Genomic DNA, 23,095 nt, shown 5'->3' on the forward strand with positions numbered 1-23,095 from the left:
TTGCGCCCCCCTTTTCATTTCCTTTCCCTGCCATGACCGAGAAAATCACCCCAGAGCTTTTGCTGTCTGCCTATGCCGCCGGGGTCTTTCCGATGGCCGAAAGCCGGGCATCCGACACCCTGCATTGGGTGGACCCGCGCCGCCGGGGTATTTTTGATTTGGATAATTTCCACATTTCCCGCAGCCTTTCAAAGCGGATCGGGCAAGATAATTATACAATTCGAACAAATTTTGATTTTGCAGGCACCGTGGCGGCCTGTGCCGACCGCGATGAAACCTGGATCAACGACGAGATTTTCGCGCTCTACCAAGCGCTGCACAAAGCAGGCTTTGCCCATAGCCTTGAGGTCTGGGACGGCACCGCGTTGGTGGGTGGGGTTTATGGTGTCAGCCTTGGTGCGGCCTTCTTTGGTGAAAGCATGTTTTCGCGCCGCACCGATGCGTCCAAGATCGCGCTGGCTTGGCTAGTGCATCGGTTACGGGCGGGGGGATTCACGCTGTTCGATACGCAGTTCATCACGCCGCATCTCGCCTCACTCGGCGCGGTAGAGATTTCACGGAAAGAGTATCACGACCGCCTGAACGCAGCCCTTGCACGGCCCGCGCGCTTTGATCCGCCGGGCTATGCGCCGGACGCTCACTCCGTCAGGCAGCGCAAGATCCAGACGTCATAGCGCGAATGGTCCATCGCGGACAGGGCGGGGCTGCTGGCCATCATCCAACCTGAAAAGGCGGGCACATCCATCAGCTTGTCCAGAATGGTCAGATGGGCATAAGCCTCGGTCGGGCTGGCATCCGACGGATAGCGGCAATCATCCAACTGAATCGTCAGCCGCCCGTTTTGCGCCGATTGCCCGCGCGACAGTTCAATATCACCGGTTTCGCCCGATACCTTGTCCAGCCAGCGCACAACGCCGCCCGGTGCCGTGACCGCATCTTGCGCAGTCAACGGCGTGGCGGCCAGCGCCACAAGCAGAACGGTCAAGGCTTTGAACATCGATTGCCACCGGCCCCGGATCACTCCGGCTGCCAGGCCTCATAATCGCTGCGCGCCACGGGGGCCGGGCGGCGGATGGACCCTGCGGGCGCATAGGTCGCATCGGTGCCGGTCAGGTTTTCCTGATGCGGCTTTTCCCAGGATTTCTTGACCAAAGGCGCCTCGGACGGGGTGGTATCCCATGTGAAATGCAACCAGCCATGCCAATCAGGATTGACGCGCGTGGCCTCAATCTCACCGTTGAAAATCACCCAGCGGCGTTTGCCATCTGCGGTTTGGTAATAGATATTGCCCTGCTCATCCTCACCGACTTTCTGGCCTTTGCGCCAGGTGAAAATCTGGGTGCTGATGGTCTGGCTGTTCCACCAAGTCAGCAAGCGTTTGAGGAAATACATCACAGGGCCTCCAGTTCGTTGGGCAACATATGGCGGAAAGGCGGCAAAAGGTCCAGCCACAAACCGCTTTGTCATTTACGTTGTGCCAATCGGATTGACACGGCGATCCGCTGTTGTGGCGCATAGACCTGAAGCAGGGTTCCGGTGAAATCGCGGATGTAGAAGTTGCCGGGGCTGGCAAGTGCTGTCTCCAGCGCCTCATCAAAGCGGTCGCTTCGCAGAAAGGGTGCGCAGGCCGCGCGAATATCCCTGCCCTTCGGTCCGCCGACCATCGGGGTTGGTTTCCAGTCACCGCCAAATTGCGCGTAACGCGGGCGGGTTCTGTCAATCTTGGGTGGGGGGGTGGTGCTGTCTTGCGGCAGACGCACCGCCGCGATCAAACACAGGCTGGTCGAGGGCAGCCCATTGTCCAGCGGCACGGCCTCTGTCTCGATCAGCTTGGAATTGTAGGGGATCAGATCGCCGAACATCTTGGCGACGTTAACAAAAGGCCGCTCCTCTGCTTGCGCAGGAGCGGCCAAAAGGATCAGAGCAGCGATCCAAAAGCGTGTCACCTCACCGGGCCCCCTCGCCTTTGGTTTACCCGGCGCTTGCCGGCTCTTTTTTCTTGCGGTCGGTATGCACCAGCAGCGGTTTCGCGCCCGAGTTCACGGCCTCTTCATTGACCACAACCTCTTGCACGTCATCCATGCCCGGCAGTTCGAACATGGTATCCAGCAGGATATCTTCCATGATCGACCGCAAACCGCGCGCACCGGTTTTCCGCTTGATCGCCCGCTTGGCAATCGCCGTCAGCGCATCGGCGGTAAAGGTCAGTTGCGTGCCCTCAATGTCGAACAGGCGCTGATATTGCTTGACCAGCGCGTTCTTCGGCTCTGTCAGAATGGTGATCAGCGCGGCCTCATCCAGATCGGTCAGCGTTGCCAGCACGGGCAAACGGCCGACGAATTCCGGGATAAGCCCGAATTTCAGCAGATCTTCTGGCTCCAGCTCCTGGAACATTTCGCCGACGCCGCGCGCATCCGGGTCTTTCACCTCGGCGCCAAAGCCGATGCCCGACCCCTTGTTGCGCTGCGCGATGATCTTTTCCAACCCGGCAAATGCCCCGCCGCAGATGAACAGGATATTCGTGGTGTCCACTTGCAGGAATTCCTGCTGCGGATGCTTGCGCCCGCCCTGCGGCGGCACCGAGGCAACCGTGCCTTCCATGATCTTCAACAGCGCCTGCTGCACGCCTTCGCCCGAAACGTCACGGGTGATCGACGGGTTGTCAGACTTGCGGGTGATCTTGTCGACCTCGTCAATATAGACGATGCCGCGCTGCGCACGTTCCACGTTATATTCGCTGGCTTGCAGCAGTTTCAGGATGATGTTTTCCACATCCTCGCCCACATAGCCCGCTTCGGTCAGCGTGGTGGCATCGGCCATGGTGAACGGCACGTCCAGAATCCGCGCCAGCGTTTGCGCCAGCAAGGTCTTGCCGCAGCCGGTCGGCCCGATCAGCAGAATGTTGGATTTCGCCAGTTCGATATCGGTTTTCGAGGAATGGTTCAGACGTTTGTAGTGGTTATGCACCGCCACGGCCAAAACCCGCTTTGCATGTTCCTGACCGATCACATAATCATCCAGCACCTTCGCAATATCGCGCGGCGTGGGCACCCCTTCCGACGATTTCAGCCCCGAGGATTTTGTCTCCTCGCGGATGATATCCATGCACAGCTCCACACATTCATCACAGATGAATACGGTCGGCCCCGCGATAAGTTTGCGCACCTCATGCTGGCTTTTGCCACAGAAAGAGCAATAGAGCGTGTTTTTGCTGTCACCGCTTGAATTCGTCGCCATTATCGTCCTCTGCCCTGCGTCGCCGTAAAGTTGGGTCGTCTGAAATGCTGGTGGGCCAAGTCTAGGACATGCCCCACCCCTTCACAATGTCAAATCGCCCCCGATCAATCGCGGGGCAATGTGGTTATTTTGCTTCCGGTTCGGCCTTGCCACGGTTTTCGACGATCTCGTCGATCAGGCCCCAGGCCTTCGCATCCTCAGCCGACATGAAGTTGTCGCGTTCCAGCGCCGCCTCGACCGTGTCGTAATCATTGCCGGTGTGGCGGACGTAAATCTCATTCAACCGGCGCTTCAGCTTTTCGGTTTCGCGGGCGTGAATCATGATATCCGTCGCCTGCCCCTGATAGCCGCCGCTGGGCTGATGCACCATGACGCGGCTGTTGGGCAGGCTGAACCGCATACCCTTTTCGCCCGCCGTCAACAGCAAGGACCCCATCGAGGCCGCCTGCCCGATCACCAGCGTCGACACCTTCGGCTTGATGTATTGCATCGTGTCATAGATCGACAGGCCAGAGGTCACAACGCCGCCGGGGCTGTTGATATACATAGAGATTTCCTTGGACGGGTTTTCCGCCTCAAGGAACAGAAGCTGCGCGCAGATCAGGCTGGACATGCCATCATGCACCGGGCCGGACAGAAAAATGATCCGCTCCTTGAGCATCCGGCTAAAGATGTCATAGGCGCGCTCGCCGCGGCTGGTTTGTTCCACAACCATGGGAACAAGGGTGTTCATATAGTGGTCAACTGGATCTTGCATCTTCGCCTGCCTGTTTATGTGAGTAGCGTATTCGCTAAAGGATTGCCTAAGTCTTAGTAGTGCGTGCCGCCCCCTGCAAGGGCAACAGGCATTTTCCCCGCTGCCTTTTGCATCGCCTTCCCGCAGACACCCGGCGCGGTTTGCCCTCTGATGCCACGAACAAGGTGAACAAACCCTTAAACGCAAACCCGTTTTCAGCGGTGGGCGATTGTCTTGGCCCTGCCATTCCACCTTGGCGGCGCGCGCATAAATCCCTACACTCCGCCCAACTTACCGGAGATCCCCATGCCCGCCTTCCGCCCCCTGCTCCTGAGCCTTGCCCTTGCCATGGCCAACCCGGCCTTTTCGGCCGATTGCGCCAAACCCGCAGAGGCGAAAGCCATGCTCGCACAAGTCACCGCCGACATTAACGGCTATCGCCAAGCCGCAGGCCTGCCCGCTTTGGTCAATGACAAAAAACTCGCGAAATCGGCGCAGGCCCATGCCTGTGACATGGCCGGGCAAGGGCAGTTTTCGCATTTCGGCAGCAATGGCTCTGACCTTGTGCGCCGCCTGAAGGATGTGGGCTATCGGTTCCGCTCGGCCAACGAAAACATCGGCCGCTTCCGCACGGCCAAAACCGCATCGGACTGGTGGTGTAACTCGGCCCCGCACCGGGCAAATATGCTGTCGCCCAAGATTGATGAAATGGGTCTAGGCGTGGCGCTTGGGGCCGACCAGCAGCTTTATTGGGTGATGGTGGGCGGCGCCGCAAAATAAGGCGCTACTCCCTTAACAGGAAATGATGAATTCGGCTTTCAGGCCGCCCAGATCCTTGCTGTCACCAAGCGTCAGGCGGCCGCCATGGCTGCGCGCGATATCCTGCGTGATCGCCAGCCCAAGCCCAACGCCGCCGCCGCGATTGGGGTCGCGCGCTGCATCCAGCCGCGCGAAAGGGGTCAGCGCCTCTTCGCGCAAGTCGGGCGCGATGCCGGGGCCGTTATCCTCAACCACCACCCGCAGCATCCGCCCCGACTGCACCGCCCCCACCCGCACCAAACTGCCAAAGCGCGCGGCATTGCCGATCAGGTTTTCCAAGGCCCGCGTCACCGCCGCCGGGCGCAGTGTCACCTCTGCCGGCACCTCCAGCGTGCCCAGCGAAACCGAGTGGCCCGCCCGTTCCGCATTGCCCACGATCCGCGTGATCAACTCGCGGATATTCGTGCGCTCCGGCTCCTCCATCGCATCGCCCCGCGCGAAGGACAGGAATTCGTCAATCAAGCGCTGCATATCGCGCACATCGCCCAACAGCGCCGCTGTCTCTTCATCCTCGGGCAGCATCGACAAGCCCAGACGCAGACGCGTCAACGGCGTGCGCAGATCATGGCTGATGCCCGACAGCATCATGGTGCGTTGCTCGATCTGCCGCTCAATCCGGGCGCGCATATCCAGAAACGCCTTGCCCGCCACCCGCACCTCCAACGCGCCGCGGGGCCGGTAAGGCACCGTCTGGCCCCGGCCAAAGGCGGTGGCCGCATCGGCCAGCTTGGTGATGGGGCGCAACTGATTGCGCAAGAACCCATAGGCGATCAAGGTCATCAGAACCGAAGTCAGGATCATCAGCACCAGCAATTGATGCGGGTTCGACGCCGAAAACCGCCCCCGGTCCACCACCAGCCACATCGGGCCCCAATCCGTCTCTATCCCCATTTCCAAACGCCGCGGCGCGCCCAAAAGCTCGATCCGGCCAACCCCCGGCACGCTTTCGCGCAGCGTCGCAATCACCACTTTGCCCGACAGATCAATCCACTCCCGCGCCTCGCCCGTGCCCGCCGTCTCTGCCGGAAAGCGAACTGCAAAGCCCATGGCCGTGGATATATCGGCCAGCCGCGCCTGCGCCGCCGTGATATCGGGGGCCGCCTCCATCTGGCTCAGCATATACTGCAACTCGATTGCAACGCCGTCCGTCATCTGCCGCGTCACCCGTTCAAAATGGCGCTGGATGAAGGCGATAGAAACGACCAGCTGAATGGCCACCACCGGCACAATCAGGATCAAGGCAGCCCGCCCATAAAGGCTGCGCGGCATAAGGGTTTTTATCTTGCGAAACATCTGGCAAGACTAGCGCCACGCGCCCCGCGACAAAAGCGGATAAATCGCGCGACCGACCAAAGCGGAGCAAACATGCCGACCCGACCCACCACCGCAAACAGCCCCGCCTATGGGTCCGCCGAACAGTTTGGCCCGCAGATCCGCCGCGTGCTGGCGCGCAACCCCTCGCCCATGACACTGCACGGCACCAACAGCTATCTGGTCGGCACCGGCGATGTCGCCCTTATCGACCCCGGCCCCGATGATCCCGCCCATGCCGCAGCCCTGCTCGCAGCCCTGCACCCGTCAGAGCGGATCAGCCATATCTTCGTCACCCATGCGCATCTCGATCACTCCCCCCTTGCGCAGCCCATGGCACAGGCGCTGGGGGTGAAAACCTACGCGTTCGGCCCCGCCACCGCCGGGCGCAGCGCACAGATGCAGGCCTTGGCCGCCACCGGCATGGTCGCAGGGGGCGAAGGCATCGACGCGGCTTTCGCCCCCGATATCCCGCTCGCCGATGGCGAAACCCTGGCCCATGGCGATTGGGCGCTGACCGCGCTGCATACGCCGGGCCACCTCAGCAACCATCTTTGCTTTGCGCTGGGGGATGTGCTGTTCTCGGGCGATCATGTAATGGGCTGGGCCTCCTCGCTCGTCTCGCCCCCCGATGGCGATATGGCCGATTACCGCGAAAGCCTGCACAAACTGGCGGCAACCGATTGGTCCATCCTCCACTCCGGCCACGGCGCGCCGATCACCAGCCCCGCCACGCGCTTGCGCGAACTGATCCAGCACCGCGACACGCGCGAGGCCGCGATACTGGCCGAACTGGCCAAAGGGGAAACCACCATTCCCGCCCTGACCAAAACCCTTTACGCCGACACTCCCCCGGCCCTGCATCCTGCCGCACAGCGCAACGTGCTTGCGCATCTGCTGGAACTCACCGCGCGCGGCACCGTGGCCGCGATACCCGCGCCCGGCCCGACCTCAACCTTTCACCTGCGCTGACCACCCGCACGGGCCCCTCGCCCAAGCGTTTCAGAAAACCACCCCGCACTTCGGCTTCTTCGGTGTCGATGTCGCAGCCGGGTTTCGCCTCGGCGCAGGCTGCACCGTCTCTGCCGGTGGTATTCAGCATGTGGCAAGCGATTATCTGACGCTGCTGCCGCAAATCGGCAATGACGTCAGCCATGGCGCGCGCTTCTTCTCTCTCGCAAAAGGCGAGGCCGCCTGTGGTCGGGGGCAATATGAAAGCATGGGCAAGTTCTACCATCGGACGCGGTCCAAGGGCTATGACCTGGAGATCAGAACCTACGCTGCCCGGAATGCAATAGGCGGCGGATCGCCTTCGTCCTTTTGCAAGGTGCTCCCCGTCAGTAAACGGGGGTTTGCCATGAGGTCATTTCCCTGTCCGACAACAGCGTCAAAGAGGCCGAAGGTGTTTCCACCTGTATCTAAATCAACGGCGACGTCAGGCGCCCGGCCAAATCCCTCGTGTTTTTTGCCGGCAAGATGCCCGATCCGGTCACAGACCAAATTCTTCGCCAACGCACACTTCGCTCATCGCTCCCTTGCGCAGCGCCCCCCCGGCCCCTATATTCACCCTGTTCGGGCTTGCCCGGACTATGGCGATAAACGCACCTGTAATAAACGGCTCGGACCCGGGGGCGGTACCCGGCGACTCCACCATTCCACCCGCTCATTTCGGGGGTTCGGGGTCGAAATAGGATCGACGAACGTCTAAAGAGGCCAGCTTTCGCTCGGTGAGGTACCACCGTTATCGGTCCGAAACGTACAGTTGCAAATGACAACCGTGCTCCGATGGCAATGGCCGCGTAAGCGACCGGAACTATCGAAAACTAAGCCCTTGCACCTAGCAGTGTAAGGCGGGGCCCGGAGGAGCCTGGCAACAGAATCCTCCACTTCCCCCCATCGCAAACCACAGCATTCCCGCCGCCGGAAACGCCTGCGCGCTGGTGGCTTGCACCAAACACTCCCACCGCCCGCTTTCTTTTCGGCCCAAATATCCCCGCCGGAGGCCCCCGGCCCGCCGCCCAGCCCAAGCCGGGGGAATCGCTTGCCTTCGCCCGCCTCACCGCTACGCTTCACTCCATCCCAGACGGAGCCTCCTCATGCGCCTTGCCCTCGCCTTTCCCCTATGCCTTGCCGCCTTGCCCGCCCTCGCCCAAGACGCCCCGAAACTCGGCCCCAATGCCGTGCCCATCACAACCGATAACACCTATCTGCGCGCCAATCCCGCGCCCGATTACTGGGCCTTTTCCAGCTTCGTGAAACCGCAATTCACCAGCTCCGCCTGTTCCATCGCCACTGTCACAGCCGCCCTCAACGGGCTCGCGGGCCTGCCGCCCCATGCCGAAGATCAGGTGATCTCGCAACAGGGCCTGCTGGCCCAGGTCGGCAGCACCGAATGGATGGCCCTGTCCGCCGAAGACGGCGACGGCGTGCTGTTTGACCAACTCGTCACCTTCACCCAAGCCGCGCTGACCGCCACCGGCAGCGCCAAAACCATCACCAGCTTCAAACCCAAAGACAGCACGGATGCCGAAGCGATGCGCGCCCTGCTGGCCCAGAATGAAATCTCCGCCGACGATGCGCTGCTGGTCTATTTCAACCAAGGCGTTGTCACCGGCGATTGGGATGGCCCGCATATCTCGCTCATCGGGGCCTATGATGCCGCCACCGACCGCGTCCTGATCCTCGAAGTCGATCAGGATTGGTATATCCCCTATTGGACACCCGCCGCCATCCTGCTCGACGCCATGCTCAAACCCACCTCTGACGATCACGGCCCGCTGAAAGGCGAAACCGGCGGGTTTGTGCATATCCACTGACGCCAAATCCCTTGCAAGCCTCCACAGGCTCGGCCAAGCTTGCCGCATGATCCGCGCGCTGCTCCTTGCCCTCACGCTTGCCACCCCTGCCATCGCCTGCGAAACTGCGCTGCTTTTGGCGATTGATGTCTCCGGCTCCATCGACCGGGGCGAATATGCCCTGCAAATCCAAGGCCTTGCCGATGCGCTGCAAGACCCGGAGGTGGCCGACGTCTTGCTGCAAGGTCAGGTCGCGCTTTCGGTGATGCAATGGTCCGGGCTGGGGCGGCAGGCGATGGTGATGCCTTGGCAACGCATGCTCTCGCCTCAGGCGCTGCGCAGCTTTGCCGCCCGCGCCCGCAGCCTGCCCCGCGCCTTTGATGGCTCTGACACCGCCGTGGGCGAAGCGATCAGCTTTGCCACCGCCCAATTCCCCGCCGTGGCCGATTGCAAACGCTTCGTGATCGACGTCTCGGGCGACGGGCCGGAAAACGCTGGCACCTCCGTGGGCCGCGCAAGGATGGAGGCCGCCGCAAAAGGCATAGAAATCAACGGCATCGCGATTGAGGATATGGGCAGTTCCGCCCCCACCACCAGCTTTTACAAAAACTGGGTCGTCACCCCGCGCGGCTTCGTGCTCACCGCCCGCGGGCTAGAGGGTTACCCCCGCGCCATCCGCGCCAAACTGCTGCGCGAATTGATCAAACCGACCGGCTGACTCATAATACCCAAGGCAACCCCATGCTCAAAGTGCTGCTCGTCAGCGCGCTTACCCTGCGCCCCGGCCTCGCACCCGCCCAAACCATGCGCGACTGGATCAGCGCGCAATCGGGCCAGAGCGCGACATGGCAATCTTGCGGCAGCCTCGCCCTGCCCAGCGGCAAAATCTTCATCGGTGATCCCTCTTGGAGCGATGACTATCATTTGCGCGGCGCAAGCCCAGTTTCCGCCCAAAACCTTGATATCTGGGTTGCAGTGTCACAGCCCGATCACCGCGCCCTGACCCTCTGGCTAGAGGCATCCACCGCCCCGCCCGCCACAGTCACCCATCACCTCGATTTCGGAACCGACAGCGCCTATTTCGCTTTCGGCGATCTTGCGGGTGGCGCGGCCCTTCTGGCGCTGCGCGATCAAACCATCCCCGGCGCCGCCGACAGCCACGCCTTCCTGTTCCCTTATATTGCCGCCGCCCCCTTCACCTGCCTGCCCATCGCAGTGCCACCCAAAGACCTTCCCGTCTTTGCCATCGACACCCGCGCCTCAGATGCGCGCCCCCTCGACAGCTTGCTCGAAAACCGCTGATTGACGCCACGCCCGCAACCGACTAGCCTTTCCCCATGGGGCCCGCGAACGCCCCGTGAGGCGGCAGGCCCAAGCATCGCATCCCAAACCTCACAGGCCCGAAAGGGCCGTTTTGCACAGGATGCCCCATGCCCGGCCCCAGCCAGATCACCCCCGCCCAACTCTCCCACCTTATCGGCACGCCCGATTGCCCGGCCTTGTTCGATGTGCGCCTGCCCGAAGATATCGCCGCAAACCCGCGCCTGATCCCCACTTCCACGCTCTGCCAAGCGCAAAGCATCGAATCCCACGCGCCGGGGCTGCACAACCGCCGCGCGGTCGTGATCTGCCACGGCGGCCGCAAACTTTCCGAGGGGGCCGCCGCCTTGCTGCGCTTGCACGGGGCGCAGGCCGAAACCCTTCAGGGCGGCACCGAGGCTTGGGCCGCCGCCAGCCTGCCAATGGTCCCGGTCGCGGCCCTGCCCAGCAGCCACAATTGGGTCACGCGCCACCGCCCCAAGATCGACCGCATCGCCTGCCCTTGGCTGATCCGCCGCTTCGTCGATCCCAGCGCGCGCTTTCTCTATGTCGCGCCCGCCGAGGTTGCCGCCGTCGCAGACCGCTTCGATGCCATCCCCTTTGATATCGACGGCGCGGCCTTTTCCCATAACGGCCCCGATTGCAGCTTCGACACCATGCTCAAAACCTTCGCCCTCTCCACCCCGGCGCTGGACCGGCTCGCCCTTGTCATCCGCGCCGCCGATACCGACCGCCACAACCTCGCCCCGCAAGCCGCCGGGCTTCTGGCCCTGTCCGTCGGCCTCTCCCGGCTCTACAAGGATGATCTGCAACAACTGGAGGCAGGGCTCGGGCTCTATGATGCCCTATATCGCTGGGCCCGCGATGGCCATGAAGAAACCCATGACTGGCCCGCATCCACCCCGTAACCCCGCCCGGCTTCATCTATTCAAAAATATCCCCGCCGGAGGCTCCACCGCTGGCCCCGCGCGCCCCGCCAAAGGTCCATCCCATGCCCAACCTGCCCGAACTCTTCCGCGTCTTTGCCCGTATCGGCCTGCTGTCCTTTGGCGGGCCCGCGGCGCAGATCGCGCTGATGCACCGAGAACTGGTCGAAGAGCGCCCTTGGATGACCGAGGCGGACTTCCTGCGCGCGCTGTCCTTTTGCATGATGCTGCCGGGGCCAGAGGCGATGCAGCTTGCCACCTATTCCGGCTGGCGCTTGCGCGGGGTGACAGGCGGGCTGATCGCAGGGCTGCTTTTCGTGTTGCCGGGGGCGCTGGTGGTGCTGCTGCTGGCCATGGCCTATGCCGCCTTTGGCGATCTGCCGCTGATGGCGGCGCTGCTGCGCGGGGTGCAGGCGGCGGTGCTGGCAATTGTGCTGCACGCGCTGCGGAAGCTGTCCAAACGCGCGCTGAAAGGCCCTGTGCATTGGGCCTTGGCATTCGCCGCCTTCATCGCGCTTTTTGTGTTTGACCTGCCCTTCCCCGTGGTGGTGCTTGGCGCGGGCCTGATCGGCTTTTTCACCTTCAACAGCACGGCGGCCCCTCGTCCCGCCGCAGCACCAAGGCCGATGCTTCTGCGCCAAACCTTGTCACAAGCCGCAATCTGGGCGGCAGTCTGGCTGCTGCCGCTGGCCGCCTTGTGGCTGTTTAACGCCACCTTCCTGTTTGAAATCGGGCTGCTGTTTTCCCAACTCGCCGTGCTGACCTTCGGCGGCGCCTATGCAGTGCTGGCATGGCTGTCGCAAACCATCGTCGATGGCAAAGGCTGGTTGACCCTGCCGCAGATGATCGACGCTTTGGGCCTTGCCGAAACCACGCCCGGCCCTTTAATCCTTGTCACCGAATTCGTGGCCTATCTGGCTGGCCATGGCAAAGGCGGCCTGCCCTTGGGCCTTGCCGCCGCAGCAGTCGCCCTCTGGATGACCTTCGCGCCTTGCTTTTTGTGGATCTTCGCAGGGGCACCCCTGATCGAGAGGCTGGAACATGCGCCACGGCTCAGCGCGGCACTTGCCGCCATTACGGCAGCGGTTGTGGGGGTGATTGCGAACCTGTCGCTCTGGTTCGCGCTGCATGTGCTGTTTGCCACGGTGCAAACCACCCAGATCGGCCCCGCCCGCCTCATCCTACCTGTCCTGTCCAGCCTTGACCCCTTGGCCGCCGGGCTGGCCTTGCTGGCCACCGCGCTGATCTTTCTGCGCCATTGGGGCCTGCCCGCAACCCTTGCCCTCTGCGCAGGCTTGGGCGCACTGCCCGCCTTGGCCCCTATCGGTCTCTGATCCCGCGCATCAAGAAGTTGCTGTCAGGCGGCATTTTCAGCGCCTGCACCTCTTTCTTTCACCCCCAAATCCCCTATGCTGAACGGAATCGAAGAAAGGGCACCCATGGCGCGCAGCATTGACTATGGCAACCTCATGCATAACGCGATGCGCGGGTTGATCCAATCCGTGCTGACGGATGTGTCCTTGCATGGCCTGCCCGGAAATCACCATTTCTTCATCACCTTCGACACCACTCATCCCGATGTCGCCATCGCCGACTGGCTGCGCGCGCGCTACCCGACCGAAATGACCATCGTGATCCAGAACTGGTTCGAAAACCTCGATGTCACCGACAGCGGCTTTTCCATCACGCTGAACTTCGGCAATAACCCCGAACCGCTGGTCATCCCTTTCGACGCCCTGCGCACCTTCGTTGACCCATCGGTCGAATTCGGCCTGCGCTTTGAAACCAGCGACGATGATGATGATGACGAAGACGACGCGGAAGACGACGACGACCCGCCAGAGCCGGAAGAGGAAACGCCCGCAAAACCCGCGCGCGAAGCCGAAGTCCTGTCGCTCGACAAATTCCGCAAATAAGGCGACATACAGATGTCCAACATGCTCAGCGATCTCGCCTTTTTTCTGAAACAGGCGGTGCTTCAACCCAAGCAAACCTCCTCGCTCGTGCCCTCCTCGCGCGCTTTGGCCAAGGCGATGGCGGCGGCACTGTCGCCCGCCACCGGCCCGGTGGTGGAATTCGGCCCCGGCACCGGCACCATCACCCGCGCCATTCTGGACCAAGGTGTCGCCCCCGCTGATCTGACCTTGTTTGAGATGAACCCCGCCTTTGCCGAAGAATTGCACAGCCGCTTTCCCGGCGTGACCATCCATGTCACCGGCGCGCAAGACGCCCCGAAACATATCCCCGGCAAAGTGGGGGCCGTTGTCTCTGGCCTGCCGCTTCTGTCCATGCCGCGCAGCCTGCGGCGCGAGATTGTCGGCGCCGCCTTCGACATTCTGCGCCCCGATGGGTTCATGGTGCAATTCACCTATGGCCAGAACGCGCCACTTTCCGCCGAAGGTCTGGCCAGCCTCGGCCTGCGCGCCGAAAAAACCACCAAGATCTGGGGCAACTTCCCACCTGCCCAAGTCTATATCCTGCGGCAAGCCGACCACTGATCGCCGGCCACAGGAAAACTCCTTAATTTAACGCGATCTGCGACTGTATGCCGCCGTATACCGATTGATTTTCACCCCCTGCCCCCCTATGAAGGGCCAAATTCAGCAGGAGTGCATCATGTCCGCGACCCGTACCGAAACCGACAGCTTTGGCCCGCTCGAAGTTCCCGCCGATAAATACTGGGGCGCACAGACCCAGCGCTCGATCATGAACTTCCCCATCGGCTGGGAACGCCAGCCCGTTGCCATCATCCGCGCGCTTGGCGTCATCAAGAAAGCCTGCGCGCTGGTCAACAAGGCCCAAGGCGATATGCCCGCCGATCTGGCCGACACCATCGCCGCCGCCGCGCAAGAGGTGATCGACGGCAAATTTGACGACAATTTTCCGCTGGTCGTCTGGCAAACCGGTTCTGGCACCCAATCCAACATGAACGCAAATGAGGTGATCTCCAACCGCGCGATTGAAATGCTGGGCGGCGTGATGGGCTCTAAAAAACCGGTCCACCCGAACGATCATTGCAACATGGGCCAGTCGTCGAACGATACCTTCCCCACCGCGATGCATGTCGCGACCGGCATGATGGCGCGCGATGTGCTGCTGCCCGGCCTGCGCAAACTGCATGCGGCACTGGTGGCAAAATCCAACGAATTCAAGGATATCATCAAGATCGGCCGCACCCATACGCAGGATGCAACGCCGCTGACCTTGGGTCAGGAATTTGGCGGCTATGCGCATCAGGTGGCCAAGGGCCTCCAGCGCGTCGAATCCTGCCTGCCCGACATCTATGAACTGGCCCAAGGCGGCACCGCTGTTGGCACCGGGCTGAACACCCGCGTCGGCTGGGACAGCCGCGTCGCCGCCGAAATCGCCGCGATCACCGGCCTGCCCTTCGTCACCGCGCCCAACAAGTTTGAATCGCTGGCCGCGCATGACGCAATGGTCATGTTCTCCGGCGCGCTGAAAACCGTGGCGGGCAGCCTGTTCAAAATCGCCAATGACATGCGCCTGCTCGGCTCCGGCCCCCGCTCCGGCCTTGGTGAATTGATCCTGCCGGAAAACGAACCGGGCTCCTCGATCATGCCGGGCAAGGTCAACCCGACCCAAGCCGAAGCGCTGACCATGGTTTGCGCCCATGTCATGGGCAATGATGCCGCCATCGGTTTTGCAGGCTCGCAGGGCCATTTTGAGTTGAACGTCTACAATCCGATGATGTCCTATAACCTGTTGCAAAGCATGCAGCTTCTGGGCGATGCCGCTGGCAGCTTCACCGATAACATGGTCGTCGGCACGCAGGCCAATGTGGCCCGCATCGACAAGCTGATGAAGGAATCGCTGATGCTGGTCACGGCTTTGGCCCCCACCATCGGCTATGACAACGCCACCAAAGTCGCCAAAACCGCGCATAAGAACGGCACCACCCTGCGTGAAGAGGCAATCGCCCTCGGTCTCGTCGACGGTGAAACCTTTGACCGCGTGGTCCGTCCCGAAGATATGATCGGCCCGAAAGGCTAAGATATTGGCTGACATCATCAACCTGCGCGCCGCCAAGAAAGCCCGTCAACGGGCCGAGGCGCGCGCGCAGGGTGATGCCAATGCCGCCAAATTTGGCCGGACCAAGGCGGAACGCACGCTTGAGGCGGCGCAAAGCGACAAAGCCCGCCAAAGCCTCGACGCCCATAAACGCGAAGACGGGCCGCAGAAATGACCGCCCGCCCCGTCAAACATTCCCTCACCCTGCGCGGCCACCGCACCTCGGTTTCGCTGGAGACCGAATTCTGGCACGCCTTCCGCCAGATCGCCGAGGCACAGGACAAAACCATCAACGCGCTGGCGATTGAGATTGACGAACAACGCCCGCCAGATGCGGGCCTTGCCTCGTCCATCCGCGTCTTTGTGCTGAACCACTACAAAAACGCCGCCCCGAAATAACGCGCGCGCGCCTGCTTTCTTTCCGGTCCAAATATCCATACCCGGCCCGCCAAAACGCCCCCCCTTGGGCGTGTGCCAGCCCTTAACAAAAGGTAAATTTCTCAAAGGTTTTTCTAGTTTTTCAAGGTGTTAGCCGGCATTCCGCGCGCGATTCAGCCGCGTGGTTTCACGTCCAGCCAAATCCCATCCTTGGCCCGCACCGTCAGATGCGCCACCGGAACCGGAACCCGGCCCGCCACCAAGTCAAACCGATAGGCCCGCAACAGCATCGCCAGCAAAAGCGGCCCTTCCACCATCGCAAAACCCGCCCCCGTGCAAACCCGCGGCCCCGCCGAAAACGGAATGAACGCATCGCGCCCGCAGGTCCGCCCTGCCTCCGTCTGCCAGCGGTCCGGGTCAAATTCGTCGGCCCGCTCCCAAATCCGTTCATGCCGATGCAGGTGCCACGGGCTCAGCACCACCTGCCCGCCGGGGGCCACCTTGCGGCCCCGAAATTCCTCCGGGCAGGCGTTTTCCCGCACCATCATCGGCACCGGCGGATAAAGCCGCAACGTCTCACGGAACACATCGCGGATGAATTTCAGCTTGCTCATCGCAGCAAAATCCGGCGCAGCGCCGATCATCGCCGCCTCCGCTGCTGCCCTTTCCTGCACCTCGGGGTGCATCGCCAGCAAATACAACGCCCAGCCCAAAGCCGAGGCGCTGGTTTCATGCCCCGCCAGAAAGAAAATCGCGACCTGATCAATCATCTCCTCGGTCCCGAACCGCTCCCCCGTCTCGGGGTCGGCGGTTGTCATGATTTTCGTCGCCAGATCATCCGGTGCGGTGCCTGCCGCGATCTCGGCGGCCCGCGCCTCGGTCAATTGCCGGATAAGCCCCCGTATCCGCGCCGCCGTCGCCCGCGTGCGGCGGGAATGAAAGCGCGGCACCCAGCGCGGCAGCGGCAAGAACGCCGCAAGGTTCAGGATCGGCTGTTCACGCTGATAGGCGCGGAACTGGTCAAACACCTCTGCCGCGATCTCATGCTCGATCGGGATGGAAAACAGCGTGCGGAAAATCACATCCGCTGCCGCATGGCTCATCTCCGGCTCAATTTCCTGCACACCGGGCTGCATCCGCGCCACCGCCGCCTGCCCTGCTGCGACCATGGCCGGAAATGTCTCGCGGATGCGCCCGCCTTCAAAGGCCGGGTCGATGATGCGCCGCTGCCGCTTCCACACCGCCCCATTCGTCACGAAAACCGAATTGCCCAGCAGCGGGTTCAACCCTTCGCGGATACGGTTCGACTTCGGAAAATCATCGGGCCGTTCATTCAGCACCCGCCGCACCAGCGCCGGATCGTTGCACAGATAGCTGCGGAAAAACGGGGTCCGAAACTCTGCCATCCACGCCCGATACAGCCGCGCGGGCTGCGCCGACAGGATATCCTGCCGAAACAGCTTCATATAGCGCCAGAGCGAAACTTTATCGGGCCGTGCAGGCGGTTTGGGCGGGATCATGGCGCGACCGAGGTGAATTTGTTGACAGGCAGCTCAATCCGCGACTGCGAAGGCGGGCGCCCCTGATAGCGCGCGCCAAGCGTCAGCGGGCCTGCGGTGATGCGGAAATAATCATAGTCACGGGGCCGATCAAAGGCGCAGAGATATTGGAAATGCAGCCGGAAAAACCGCCAGCGCAGCGCCTTCCAACGGGCGGGGGACAGGGTTTGCGTGAAGGCCGCCGAAAACACCAACGGCCAGCGTTTGCCCGCCGGGGCCACGCCCGACACAGCCACGGGATCACACAGCGCAAAGGCGCAGCCATCGCCGGGGGCTGTGACATCGACCCAATCCAACGCCTCTGTTTGCGACAGATAGGCCAGATCCGCCCGCAACCGATAGGCTGCGGGCAGGAAGGACACCATCGGCACCACCTGCCCCAGCGACAGAAACGACAGCGCAGGCCCCGCCGCAGGCACCCGCCCCGCCCGGATCAGATCGGCCAGCACCGACACGGCCAGATGCACGCCCGAGGAATGGCCGACGACCAGAACCTCCTCCACCTCCTCGGCCATCGCGGCGGCAATGGCATCGCCAAACACCGCCATCCGCGCCTCCAGTTCCGGCGGGTTCGCGCCGTTGAACTGGGCGGAATAGGCATAGTCATGCATCAGGTAATAGGCAAAGACCTTGTTATCCACCCGGCGGAACCAATGCAGCAAGGCCACCCCCGCCCCGATACCCACCGCGCCGCCGACCCATTCGCCATAGGGAAACAGGCCCCCCAGACGCAGACAGCCCCACGCCAAGACCAGCGCCAGCGCCAATTGGCCCAAAAGAAACACGATCGGGTAAAGTGCTGCAATCACCGGGCCTTTGCGCAGACGCATCAACCGCCACAGCGCCCCCGACCCGATATAAATCCAGGCGGTGCGCATCAGCTGGCGGTAGGTGCCCACAATCCCCGTCTCCATCGAGGATTTGACGATATCAGACCAGACCAGCACATCCACCTGCGCCTGAACCTTGGCCCCGTCCATCTCGGCCGTCACGTCCCAGCCATATGCACCGCCGGATTGTTTGGGCGACAGCGCGATCTGATAGCCGGAAATCGCGGACTGTGCGGCGGCTTCCTTGCGGTAAAGCTCGCGGTAGCGGCGGGGGTGGAACGGGTCATATCCCGGCACATAAAACACGCGGCGGCGTTTGACGCTTGTTGTCTCTGGGGTCGTTTTCGCCATTGGCCTGCCTGACTGTCTTTCCCCGCAGTATAGCGGGAAATCTGGCAAAACTTAGCCCAAAGAACTGAGCGCGGGGAAGGTTTCCAGCAGCCAGAACGAGAAGGCCGAGAAAGCCCCCGTCAGCAATGCCACGCCCACTACGATCAACAGCACACCCATCGCGCGTTCGATGGTTTTCATATGACGCTTGAGCCGTGACATCAGGCCAACGGCGCGTTCAATAAAGACAGCGGCCAGAATGAAGGGCAGGCCCAGACCGATGGCGTAAACCCCCAGCAGCGTGGTGCCGCGTGTCAGGCTGGCCTCGGACGCTGCAAGCGACAGGATCGCGCCCAGTTGCGGGCCGATGCACGGTGTCCAGCCAAAGGCGAAAGCAAGGCCCAGAAGATAGGCCCCAAAGGCCGAGCCGCCCCGGTCGCCCGCATCCAGACGCGCCTCGCGGTCCAGCATGCTGATGCGGAAAATGCCCAGAAAATGCAGCCCGAAGATGATGACGACCGCACCCGACACCTTGGACAGAACGTCCTGATATTGCAGGAAAAACGTGCCAAAGATCGACGCCGTGAAGCCAAGGAACAGGAACACCGTTGACAGGCCCAGCACAAAGAACACCGCAGGCAGCAGAACCCGGCGGCGCGCGGTGCTGCCTGTCATCTCTCCCATGCTGATTCCGCCCATATAGGCCAGATAGGGCGGCACGATTGGCAGGACGCAAGGGCTGAGGAAAGACAGAACACCCGCCAAAAGCGCCACCAGCATGGCCGGGGCAAGGGCGGCGTCGATAAGATCAATTCCGATCATGGGCATTCCTTTGGGTTGCCAGCCTGTCATAGCGCTTTGGCGGCCCCTCGTCACGCCGACAATTGGTCACGTTGCCGTGGGCCAATGTGTCAACGAAAACGGGCGCGAGGTTGCCCCCGCGCCCGTTCGATCCTGTGTGCCTTGGCCTAGCGCCCGAGGTTCCACCAGCCACGGCGGCGCGGCTTGGCCTCTTCGGTGGTTTCCGGCGCGGCCTCAGTCACCTCTGCCGCAGCGGGCGCAGGTTCGGGCGCGGCGTCAGGAGTGGCCACCACTGCGACCGGTTCGGGCGCGGGGGCCACCTCTGCCGGTGCAGGTTCCGCCGGGGCCTCTGCCGCGATCGGCGCGGCCTTTGCTGCGGGTTTCGCCTCAACCGGGGCCTCAGCCGGGGTTTCGACGTCATCCTTTTTGGCCTTGGGCTTGCGGGTGCGCTTGGGCTTTGGCTTTTCCGCCGCTGCGTCTTCGGCAACCGGAGTCGCGGCCTCTGCCGCCCCCTCTGCCGCAGGCTCTGCGGTTTCGGCCTTGGCATCGGCTTTGGGCTTGCGCGACCGGGTGCGCCGCTTTTTCGGAGCGTCCTCGGTCTTGGCCTCGGCTGCCTCTGCGGCCTCAACCGCTACGGGTTCGGCGGTGGCATCATCGCCTTCATCGCCGTTGCTGTCATCGCCATTGTCCTGATCGCCATTGCCATCATCACCGCCATTTTCGCCATTGGCGTTATTGCCGCGACGACGACGACGACGACGACGCTTTTTGCGGCCGTTTCCGTCCTTTTGATCGTCCGGTGCCGTGACGATGGTTTCCGCCTCAACCTCGGCGTTTTCTTCCTCTTCGGTCGGGATATCGGGATCTTCGATATCATCCACGGCCATGCCCATAAACGAGGAATTGCCGGAAATCGCCGCCGAAACCTCAACCACGGCGCGGGTCGCGGTCTTGAACTTTTCAAGCGAGTAATCGGGGCTGATCAGCGAGGGGTCAGCCTCGATCCGCACGGACATGCCATAGCGGGCCTCGATCATGGCGATATGTTCGCGCTTTTGGTTCATCAGGAAGTTCACGACGGCAATCGGCGCGCGCAGCAACACTTCCTTGCTGCGTTTGCGGGTGCCTTCTTCTTCCAGTGCACGCAGAATGGTCAGCGCCATGCTGTCATCAGAGCGGATCAACCCGGTGCCATGGCAATGCGCGCAAGGCTGGGTCGTGCTTTCCAACATGCCGGGGCGCAGGCGCTGGCGGCTCATTTCCAGCAGGCCAAAGCCGCTGATCCGCCCCACCTGAATCCGCGCGCGGTCGGTTTTCAGCTTGTCTTTCAGCTTCTTCTCAACGGCGGCGTTGTTGCGACGCTCTTCCATGTCGATGAAGTCGATCACGATCAGGCCCGCAAGGTCACGCAGGCGTAACTGGCGCGCCACCTCTTCGGCGGCCTCCAGATTGGTTTTCAGCGCCGTGTCTTCGATGGAGCCTTCTTTGGTGGCCCGGCCCGAGTTCACGTCGATTGCGACCAGCGCTTCGGTGATGCCGATAACGATATAGCCGCCGGATTTCAGCTGCACGGTCGGGTTGAACATGCCGCCAAGATAGCTTTCCACCTGATAGCGGGCGAAAAGCGGGGTCTGATCCTGATAGGGCTGCACCGCCTTGGCATGGGAAGGCATGATCATGCGCATGAAGTCCTTGGCCACGCGGTAGCCTTCGGCGCCTTCGACCAGCACTTCGTCAATCTCGCGGCTGTAAAGATCGCGGATGGAGCGCTTGATCAGGTTGCCTTCTTCATAGATCGCGGCGGGGGCGATGGATTTCATCGTCAGCTCGCGGATCTGTTCCCACAGACGCATCAGGTATTCGTAGTCGCGCTTGATTTCCGGCTTGGTGCGCTTGGCCCCTGCGGTGCGGATGATCAGGCCAGCGCCTTCCGGCACCTTGATTTCCTGCGCAATCTCTTTCAGCTTCTTGCGGTCATTGGCTTGGGTGATCTTGCGGCTGATGCCGCCACCGCGCGCGGTGTTGGGCATAAGCACGCAATAGCGGCCTGCCAGCGACAGATAGGTCGTCAGCGCCGCACCTTTGTTGCCACGTTCTTCCTTGACCACCTGCACCAGCATGATCTGGCGCACTTTGACCACTTCCTGGATCTTGTAGCGACGCGCACGCGGGCGGCGCGGGGCGCGGATTTCTTCGGTCACATCCTCATCCGCGACCGATTCAATCTCGCTGTCGGTGTCAGAGGCGGTATCCATCGCGCGGTAGGGCTCTTCGCTCTCCGGCTCATCGCTGTCATTGGCGCTGTCATCGGCGTCCTGATCGGGCGCGCTGGTGTTGGCCGGGGCTTTTGCCTTGGCTTCGGGCGCGGGGGCCGGGGTTTCCGCCGTGGTCCCCTCATCCGACGAGGCTGTCGCCTCTGCGTCTTCGTCGTCCAGATCGACAACATCCATCGCCCCGATTTCGGCGGTTTTCACGGCGTCATCGGATTTGGCGGCTTGCGCGGCAGAGGCACCACGCGGGCCACGGCGGCGGCGGCGATCCCCGCCCTTTTCCTTTTCCTTTTCGTCGTCATCTTCGGCGCGGGCCAAGGCCCGCTCCTCCTCCAGCAGCGCCTTACGGTCTGCCATCGGGATCTGATAGTAATCAGGATGGATTTCGGCAAAGGCAAGGAAGCCATGGCGGTTGCCGCCATAGTCCACGAAGGCCGCCTGCAACGAAGGTTCGACCCGTGTTACCTTTGCGAGGTAGATATTGCCAGCAAGCTGGCGCTTGTTGATGGTTTCAAAATCGAATTCCTCAACCTTGTTCCCATCTACCACAACAACCCGAGTTTCCTCGGCATGTGTGGCGTCGATTAGCATTTTCTTGGCCATTATGTTCCATGGCACCCAGTCGCGCCCACCGCACCGGAGGATTTCCAGGGGGGCGATTTGCGCGGATGTGGTGACTTGTATAGGCGAGGCTGCGCGTCAGAAATAGCGGGTGCGGCCTTGCAGCCCCCCCGTCAGTTCTGGTCAAATTACATGCGCGGCGCATCGCGGTTTATCCCGAATGCATTACTGCATCCATATGAAAAGCCCGTATCGTCAATGACTTGACGGGCGAATTAGGGGTCTTTCGACCGGTTGACCACCATGGCAAGCATCTGCGAACCCTGTGGCCCGCCCAATGCGCCTTGGCGTAAATCTGGCGCGCGGACCTGCTGTAAAGACAGTTAGACCCGCGTGGTTCGACCATAATGGCAGGATATGACATAAGACAATGGGCAATTTGCCTTGAATCTGCATTAAGCGTGACAAGGCCGGGATTGGCCTTGTCTGTGCGGCTTTTGCGTCTTGATGCTTTTCTTGGCGTGCAAAGCGGCTAAACTTGGCGCACGCGCCCGTGCAGCCTCCCGCAAAAGGACAGTTGATGAACGCCCTCCCGCCCCCGCTTTGCGTGCTGGTTCTGGCCGCAGGTGCCGCCCGGCGGATGCGCGGCGCGGATAAGTTGCTGGAGCCGGTGGGCGGCCTGCCCTTGCTGCGCCGGGTGGCCGAGATGGCGCTTGGCACCGGGCTGCCGGTTTGGGTTGCCCTGCCGCCGGACCGGCCAGCGCGTGCCATGGCATTGAAAGGTCTGCCTTTGGGCCTTGTGACAGTGCCGGACGCGGCCGAAGGCATGGCCGCCTCGCTGCGCGCGGGCTTGGCGGATTGCCCTGAGGGGGCAGCCGTCTTGCTGCTCTTGGCCGATATGCCCGAGATTGATGCTGCCGACCTGACCCGCATGATCGCCGCACATCAGGCGCAGCCGCAGCACATCTTGCGCGGGGCCTGTGCCGATGGCAGGCCGGGGCATCCGGTGCTGTTTCCGGCTTGGGCGCGGGCGGAATTGGCGGGGCTGCATGGGGACAGCGGGGCCAAGCCATTGTTGCAGGCGCATGCAGGCCGGGTCAGCCATGTGCCCTTGCCTGATACACATGCCCTGACCGATCTGGATACGCCCGAAGATTGGGCGGCATGGCGGGCAGCGCGGGGCTAAGCCCGCC

The 23,095-nt window shown here is 62.3% G+C and carries 24 protein-coding genes and 1 other RNA gene; 15 read left to right on the forward strand and 10 right to left on the reverse strand.

Going from position 1 to position 23,095, the window contains the following annotated elements:
* Nucleotides 1–32 precede the first annotated feature (32 nt).
* Nucleotides 33–674, forward strand: coding sequence for a leucyl/phenylalanyl-tRNA--protein transferase (gene aat, locus EGN72_RS14980; RefSeq protein WP_127048967.1), 642 nt, complete (start codon nt 33–35; stop codon nt 672–674).
* Here aat and EGN72_RS14985 read toward each other — a convergent pair.
* The 5 genes from EGN72_RS14985 to EGN72_RS15005 form a co-directional block, all read right to left on the reverse strand.
* Complete coding sequence (locus EGN72_RS14985; protein WP_370323311.1) at nt 638–985, reverse strand: DUF2155 domain-containing protein; 348 nt, start codon at nt 983–985, stop codon at nt 638–640. The two genes, aat and EGN72_RS14985, sit on opposite strands and share 37 nt — an antisense overlap.
* A 32-nt stretch (nt 986–1,017) precedes the next feature.
* Nucleotides 1,018–1,392, reverse strand: coding sequence for an NADH:ubiquinone oxidoreductase subunit NDUFA12 (locus tag EGN72_RS14990; protein ID WP_127048971.1), 375 nt, complete (start codon nt 1,390–1,392; stop codon nt 1,018–1,020).
* Between the two features lie 71 nt (nt 1,393–1,463).
* Nucleotides 1,464–1,946 (reverse strand): hypothetical protein, encoded by a 483-nt coding sequence (locus tag EGN72_RS14995; RefSeq protein WP_127048973.1) that lies wholly within the window; start codon nt 1,944–1,946, stop codon nt 1,464–1,466.
* A gap of 25 nt (nt 1,947–1,971) precedes the next feature.
* Nucleotides 1,972–3,237 (reverse strand): ATP-dependent Clp protease ATP-binding subunit ClpX, encoded by a 1,266-nt coding sequence (gene clpX, locus EGN72_RS15000; protein WP_127048975.1) that lies wholly within the window; start codon nt 3,235–3,237, stop codon nt 1,972–1,974.
* A 124-nt stretch (nt 3,238–3,361) separates the two neighbouring features.
* The gene (locus tag EGN72_RS15005) at nt 3,362–3,994 is read right to left on the reverse strand and encodes an ATP-dependent Clp protease proteolytic subunit (RefSeq protein WP_127048976.1); all 633 of its coding nucleotides are present in this window, start codon (nt 3,992–3,994) and stop codon (nt 3,362–3,364) included.
* Nucleotides 3,995–4,279: 285 nt separating this feature from the next.
* Between EGN72_RS15005 and EGN72_RS15010 the strand changes: the two genes are divergently transcribed.
* Entirely contained in the window at nt 4,280–4,753 is a 474-nt protein-coding gene (locus tag EGN72_RS15010) for a CAP domain-containing protein (protein WP_127048978.1), read from the forward strand.
* Between the two features lie 12 nt (nt 4,754–4,765).
* On the opposite strand, the gene EGN72_RS15015 is transcribed toward EGN72_RS15010, so the two are convergent.
* Nucleotides 4,766–6,085 carry an ATP-binding protein gene (locus EGN72_RS15015; protein WP_127048980.1) on the reverse strand — a complete coding sequence of 440 codons (1,320 nt, stop codon included), beginning with the start codon at nt 6,083–6,085 and terminating at the stop codon, nt 4,766–4,768.
* A gap of 72 nt (nt 6,086–6,157) precedes the next feature.
* Between EGN72_RS15015 and EGN72_RS15020 the strand changes: the two genes are divergently transcribed.
* The 12 genes from EGN72_RS15020 (at nt 6,158) to EGN72_RS15075 (ending at nt 15,572) form a co-directional block, all read left to right on the forward strand.
* Nucleotides 6,158–7,075 (forward strand): MBL fold metallo-hydrolase, encoded by a 918-nt coding sequence (locus EGN72_RS15020; protein ID WP_127048982.1) that lies wholly within the window; start codon nt 6,158–6,160, stop codon nt 7,073–7,075.
* A gap of 559 nt (nt 7,076–7,634) precedes the next feature.
* Nucleotides 7,635–7,991: a transfer-messenger RNA gene (gene ssrA, locus EGN72_RS15025) on the forward strand.
* Between the two features lie 208 nt (nt 7,992–8,199).
* The gene (locus tag EGN72_RS15030; protein ID WP_127048984.1) at nt 8,200–8,919 is read left to right on the forward strand and encodes a phytochelatin synthase family protein; all 720 of its coding nucleotides are present in this window, start codon (nt 8,200–8,202) and stop codon (nt 8,917–8,919) included.
* A gap of 46 nt (nt 8,920–8,965) precedes the next feature.
* Nucleotides 8,966–9,616 carry a DUF1194 domain-containing protein gene (locus EGN72_RS15035; RefSeq protein ID WP_127048986.1) on the forward strand — a complete coding sequence of 217 codons (651 nt, stop codon included), beginning with the start codon at nt 8,966–8,968 and terminating at the stop codon, nt 9,614–9,616.
* A gap of 23 nt (nt 9,617–9,639) precedes the next feature.
* Complete coding sequence (locus EGN72_RS15040; protein ID WP_127048988.1) at nt 9,640–10,200, forward strand: hypothetical protein; 561 nt, start codon at nt 9,640–9,642, stop codon at nt 10,198–10,200.
* 128 nt (nt 10,201–10,328) lie between these two features.
* Nucleotides 10,329–11,126 (forward strand): sulfurtransferase/chromate resistance protein, encoded by a 798-nt coding sequence (locus tag EGN72_RS15045; protein WP_127048990.1) that lies wholly within the window; start codon nt 10,329–10,331, stop codon nt 11,124–11,126.
* Nucleotides 11,127–11,209: 83 nt separating this feature from the next.
* The gene (chrA, locus tag EGN72_RS15050) at nt 11,210–12,478 is read left to right on the forward strand and encodes a chromate efflux transporter (protein WP_127048992.1); all 1,269 of its coding nucleotides are present in this window, start codon (nt 11,210–11,212) and stop codon (nt 12,476–12,478) included.
* A gap of 105 nt (nt 12,479–12,583) precedes the next feature.
* A complete protein-coding gene (locus EGN72_RS15055; RefSeq protein ID WP_127048994.1) occupies nt 12,584–13,060 on the forward strand; it encodes an SspB family protein in 477 nt (158 codons plus the stop codon).
* A gap of 12 nt (nt 13,061–13,072) precedes the next feature.
* The gene (locus EGN72_RS15060) at nt 13,073–13,642 is read left to right on the forward strand and encodes a class I SAM-dependent methyltransferase (RefSeq protein WP_127048996.1); all 570 of its coding nucleotides are present in this window, start codon (nt 13,073–13,075) and stop codon (nt 13,640–13,642) included.
* 118 nt (nt 13,643–13,760) lie between these two features.
* On the forward strand, nt 13,761–15,155 hold the full coding sequence (gene fumC, locus EGN72_RS15065; RefSeq protein WP_127048997.1) for a class II fumarate hydratase: 1,395 nt from the start codon (nt 13,761–13,763) through the stop codon (nt 15,153–15,155).
* Nucleotides 15,156–15,159: 4 nt separating this feature from the next.
* Nucleotides 15,160–15,348 (forward strand): DUF4169 family protein, encoded by a 189-nt coding sequence (locus EGN72_RS15070; protein ID WP_127048999.1) that lies wholly within the window; start codon nt 15,160–15,162, stop codon nt 15,346–15,348.
* Nucleotides 15,345–15,572, forward strand: a complete 228-nt coding sequence (locus EGN72_RS15075) for a ribbon-helix-helix domain-containing protein (protein WP_127049001.1) — start codon at nt 15,345–15,347, stop codon at nt 15,570–15,572. The genes EGN72_RS15070 and EGN72_RS15075 overlap by 4 nt, the downstream gene beginning before the upstream one ends.
* A 152-nt stretch (nt 15,573–15,724) precedes the next feature.
* Here the strand turns inward: EGN72_RS15075 and EGN72_RS15080 are convergent, their stop codons facing one another.
* From EGN72_RS15080 to EGN72_RS15095, 4 genes are all read right to left on the reverse strand, one after another.
* Entirely contained in the window at nt 15,725–17,071 is a 1,347-nt protein-coding gene (locus EGN72_RS15080) for a cytochrome P450 (protein WP_127049003.1), read from the reverse strand.
* On the reverse strand, nt 17,068–18,291 hold the full coding sequence (locus EGN72_RS15085; RefSeq protein WP_127049005.1) for a hypothetical protein: 1,224 nt from the start codon (nt 18,289–18,291) through the stop codon (nt 17,068–17,070). Before EGN72_RS15085 ends, EGN72_RS15080 begins: the two co-directional genes overlap by 4 nt.
* A gap of 51 nt (nt 18,292–18,342) precedes the next feature.
* Nucleotides 18,343–19,092: a cytochrome c biogenesis CcdA family protein gene (locus EGN72_RS15090; protein ID WP_127049007.1), complete on the reverse strand. Its 750-nt coding sequence runs from the start codon at nt 19,090–19,092 to the stop codon at nt 18,343–18,345.
* A gap of 146 nt (nt 19,093–19,238) precedes the next feature.
* The gene (locus tag EGN72_RS15095) at nt 19,239–21,944 is read right to left on the reverse strand and encodes a ribonuclease E/G (protein ID WP_127049009.1); all 2,706 of its coding nucleotides are present in this window, start codon (nt 21,942–21,944) and stop codon (nt 19,239–19,241) included.
* A 538-nt stretch (nt 21,945–22,482) separates the two neighbouring features.
* Between EGN72_RS15095 and EGN72_RS15100 the strand changes: the two genes are divergently transcribed.
* Entirely contained in the window at nt 22,483–23,088 is a 606-nt protein-coding gene (locus EGN72_RS15100; protein WP_127049011.1) for an NTP transferase domain-containing protein, read from the forward strand.
* Nucleotides 23,089–23,095 lie beyond the last annotated feature (7 nt).

Source organism: Pseudorhodobacter sp. E13 (genome assembly GCF_003991405.1).
Lineage (GTDB): Bacteria > Pseudomonadota > Alphaproteobacteria > Rhodobacterales > Rhodobacteraceae > Pseudorhodobacter.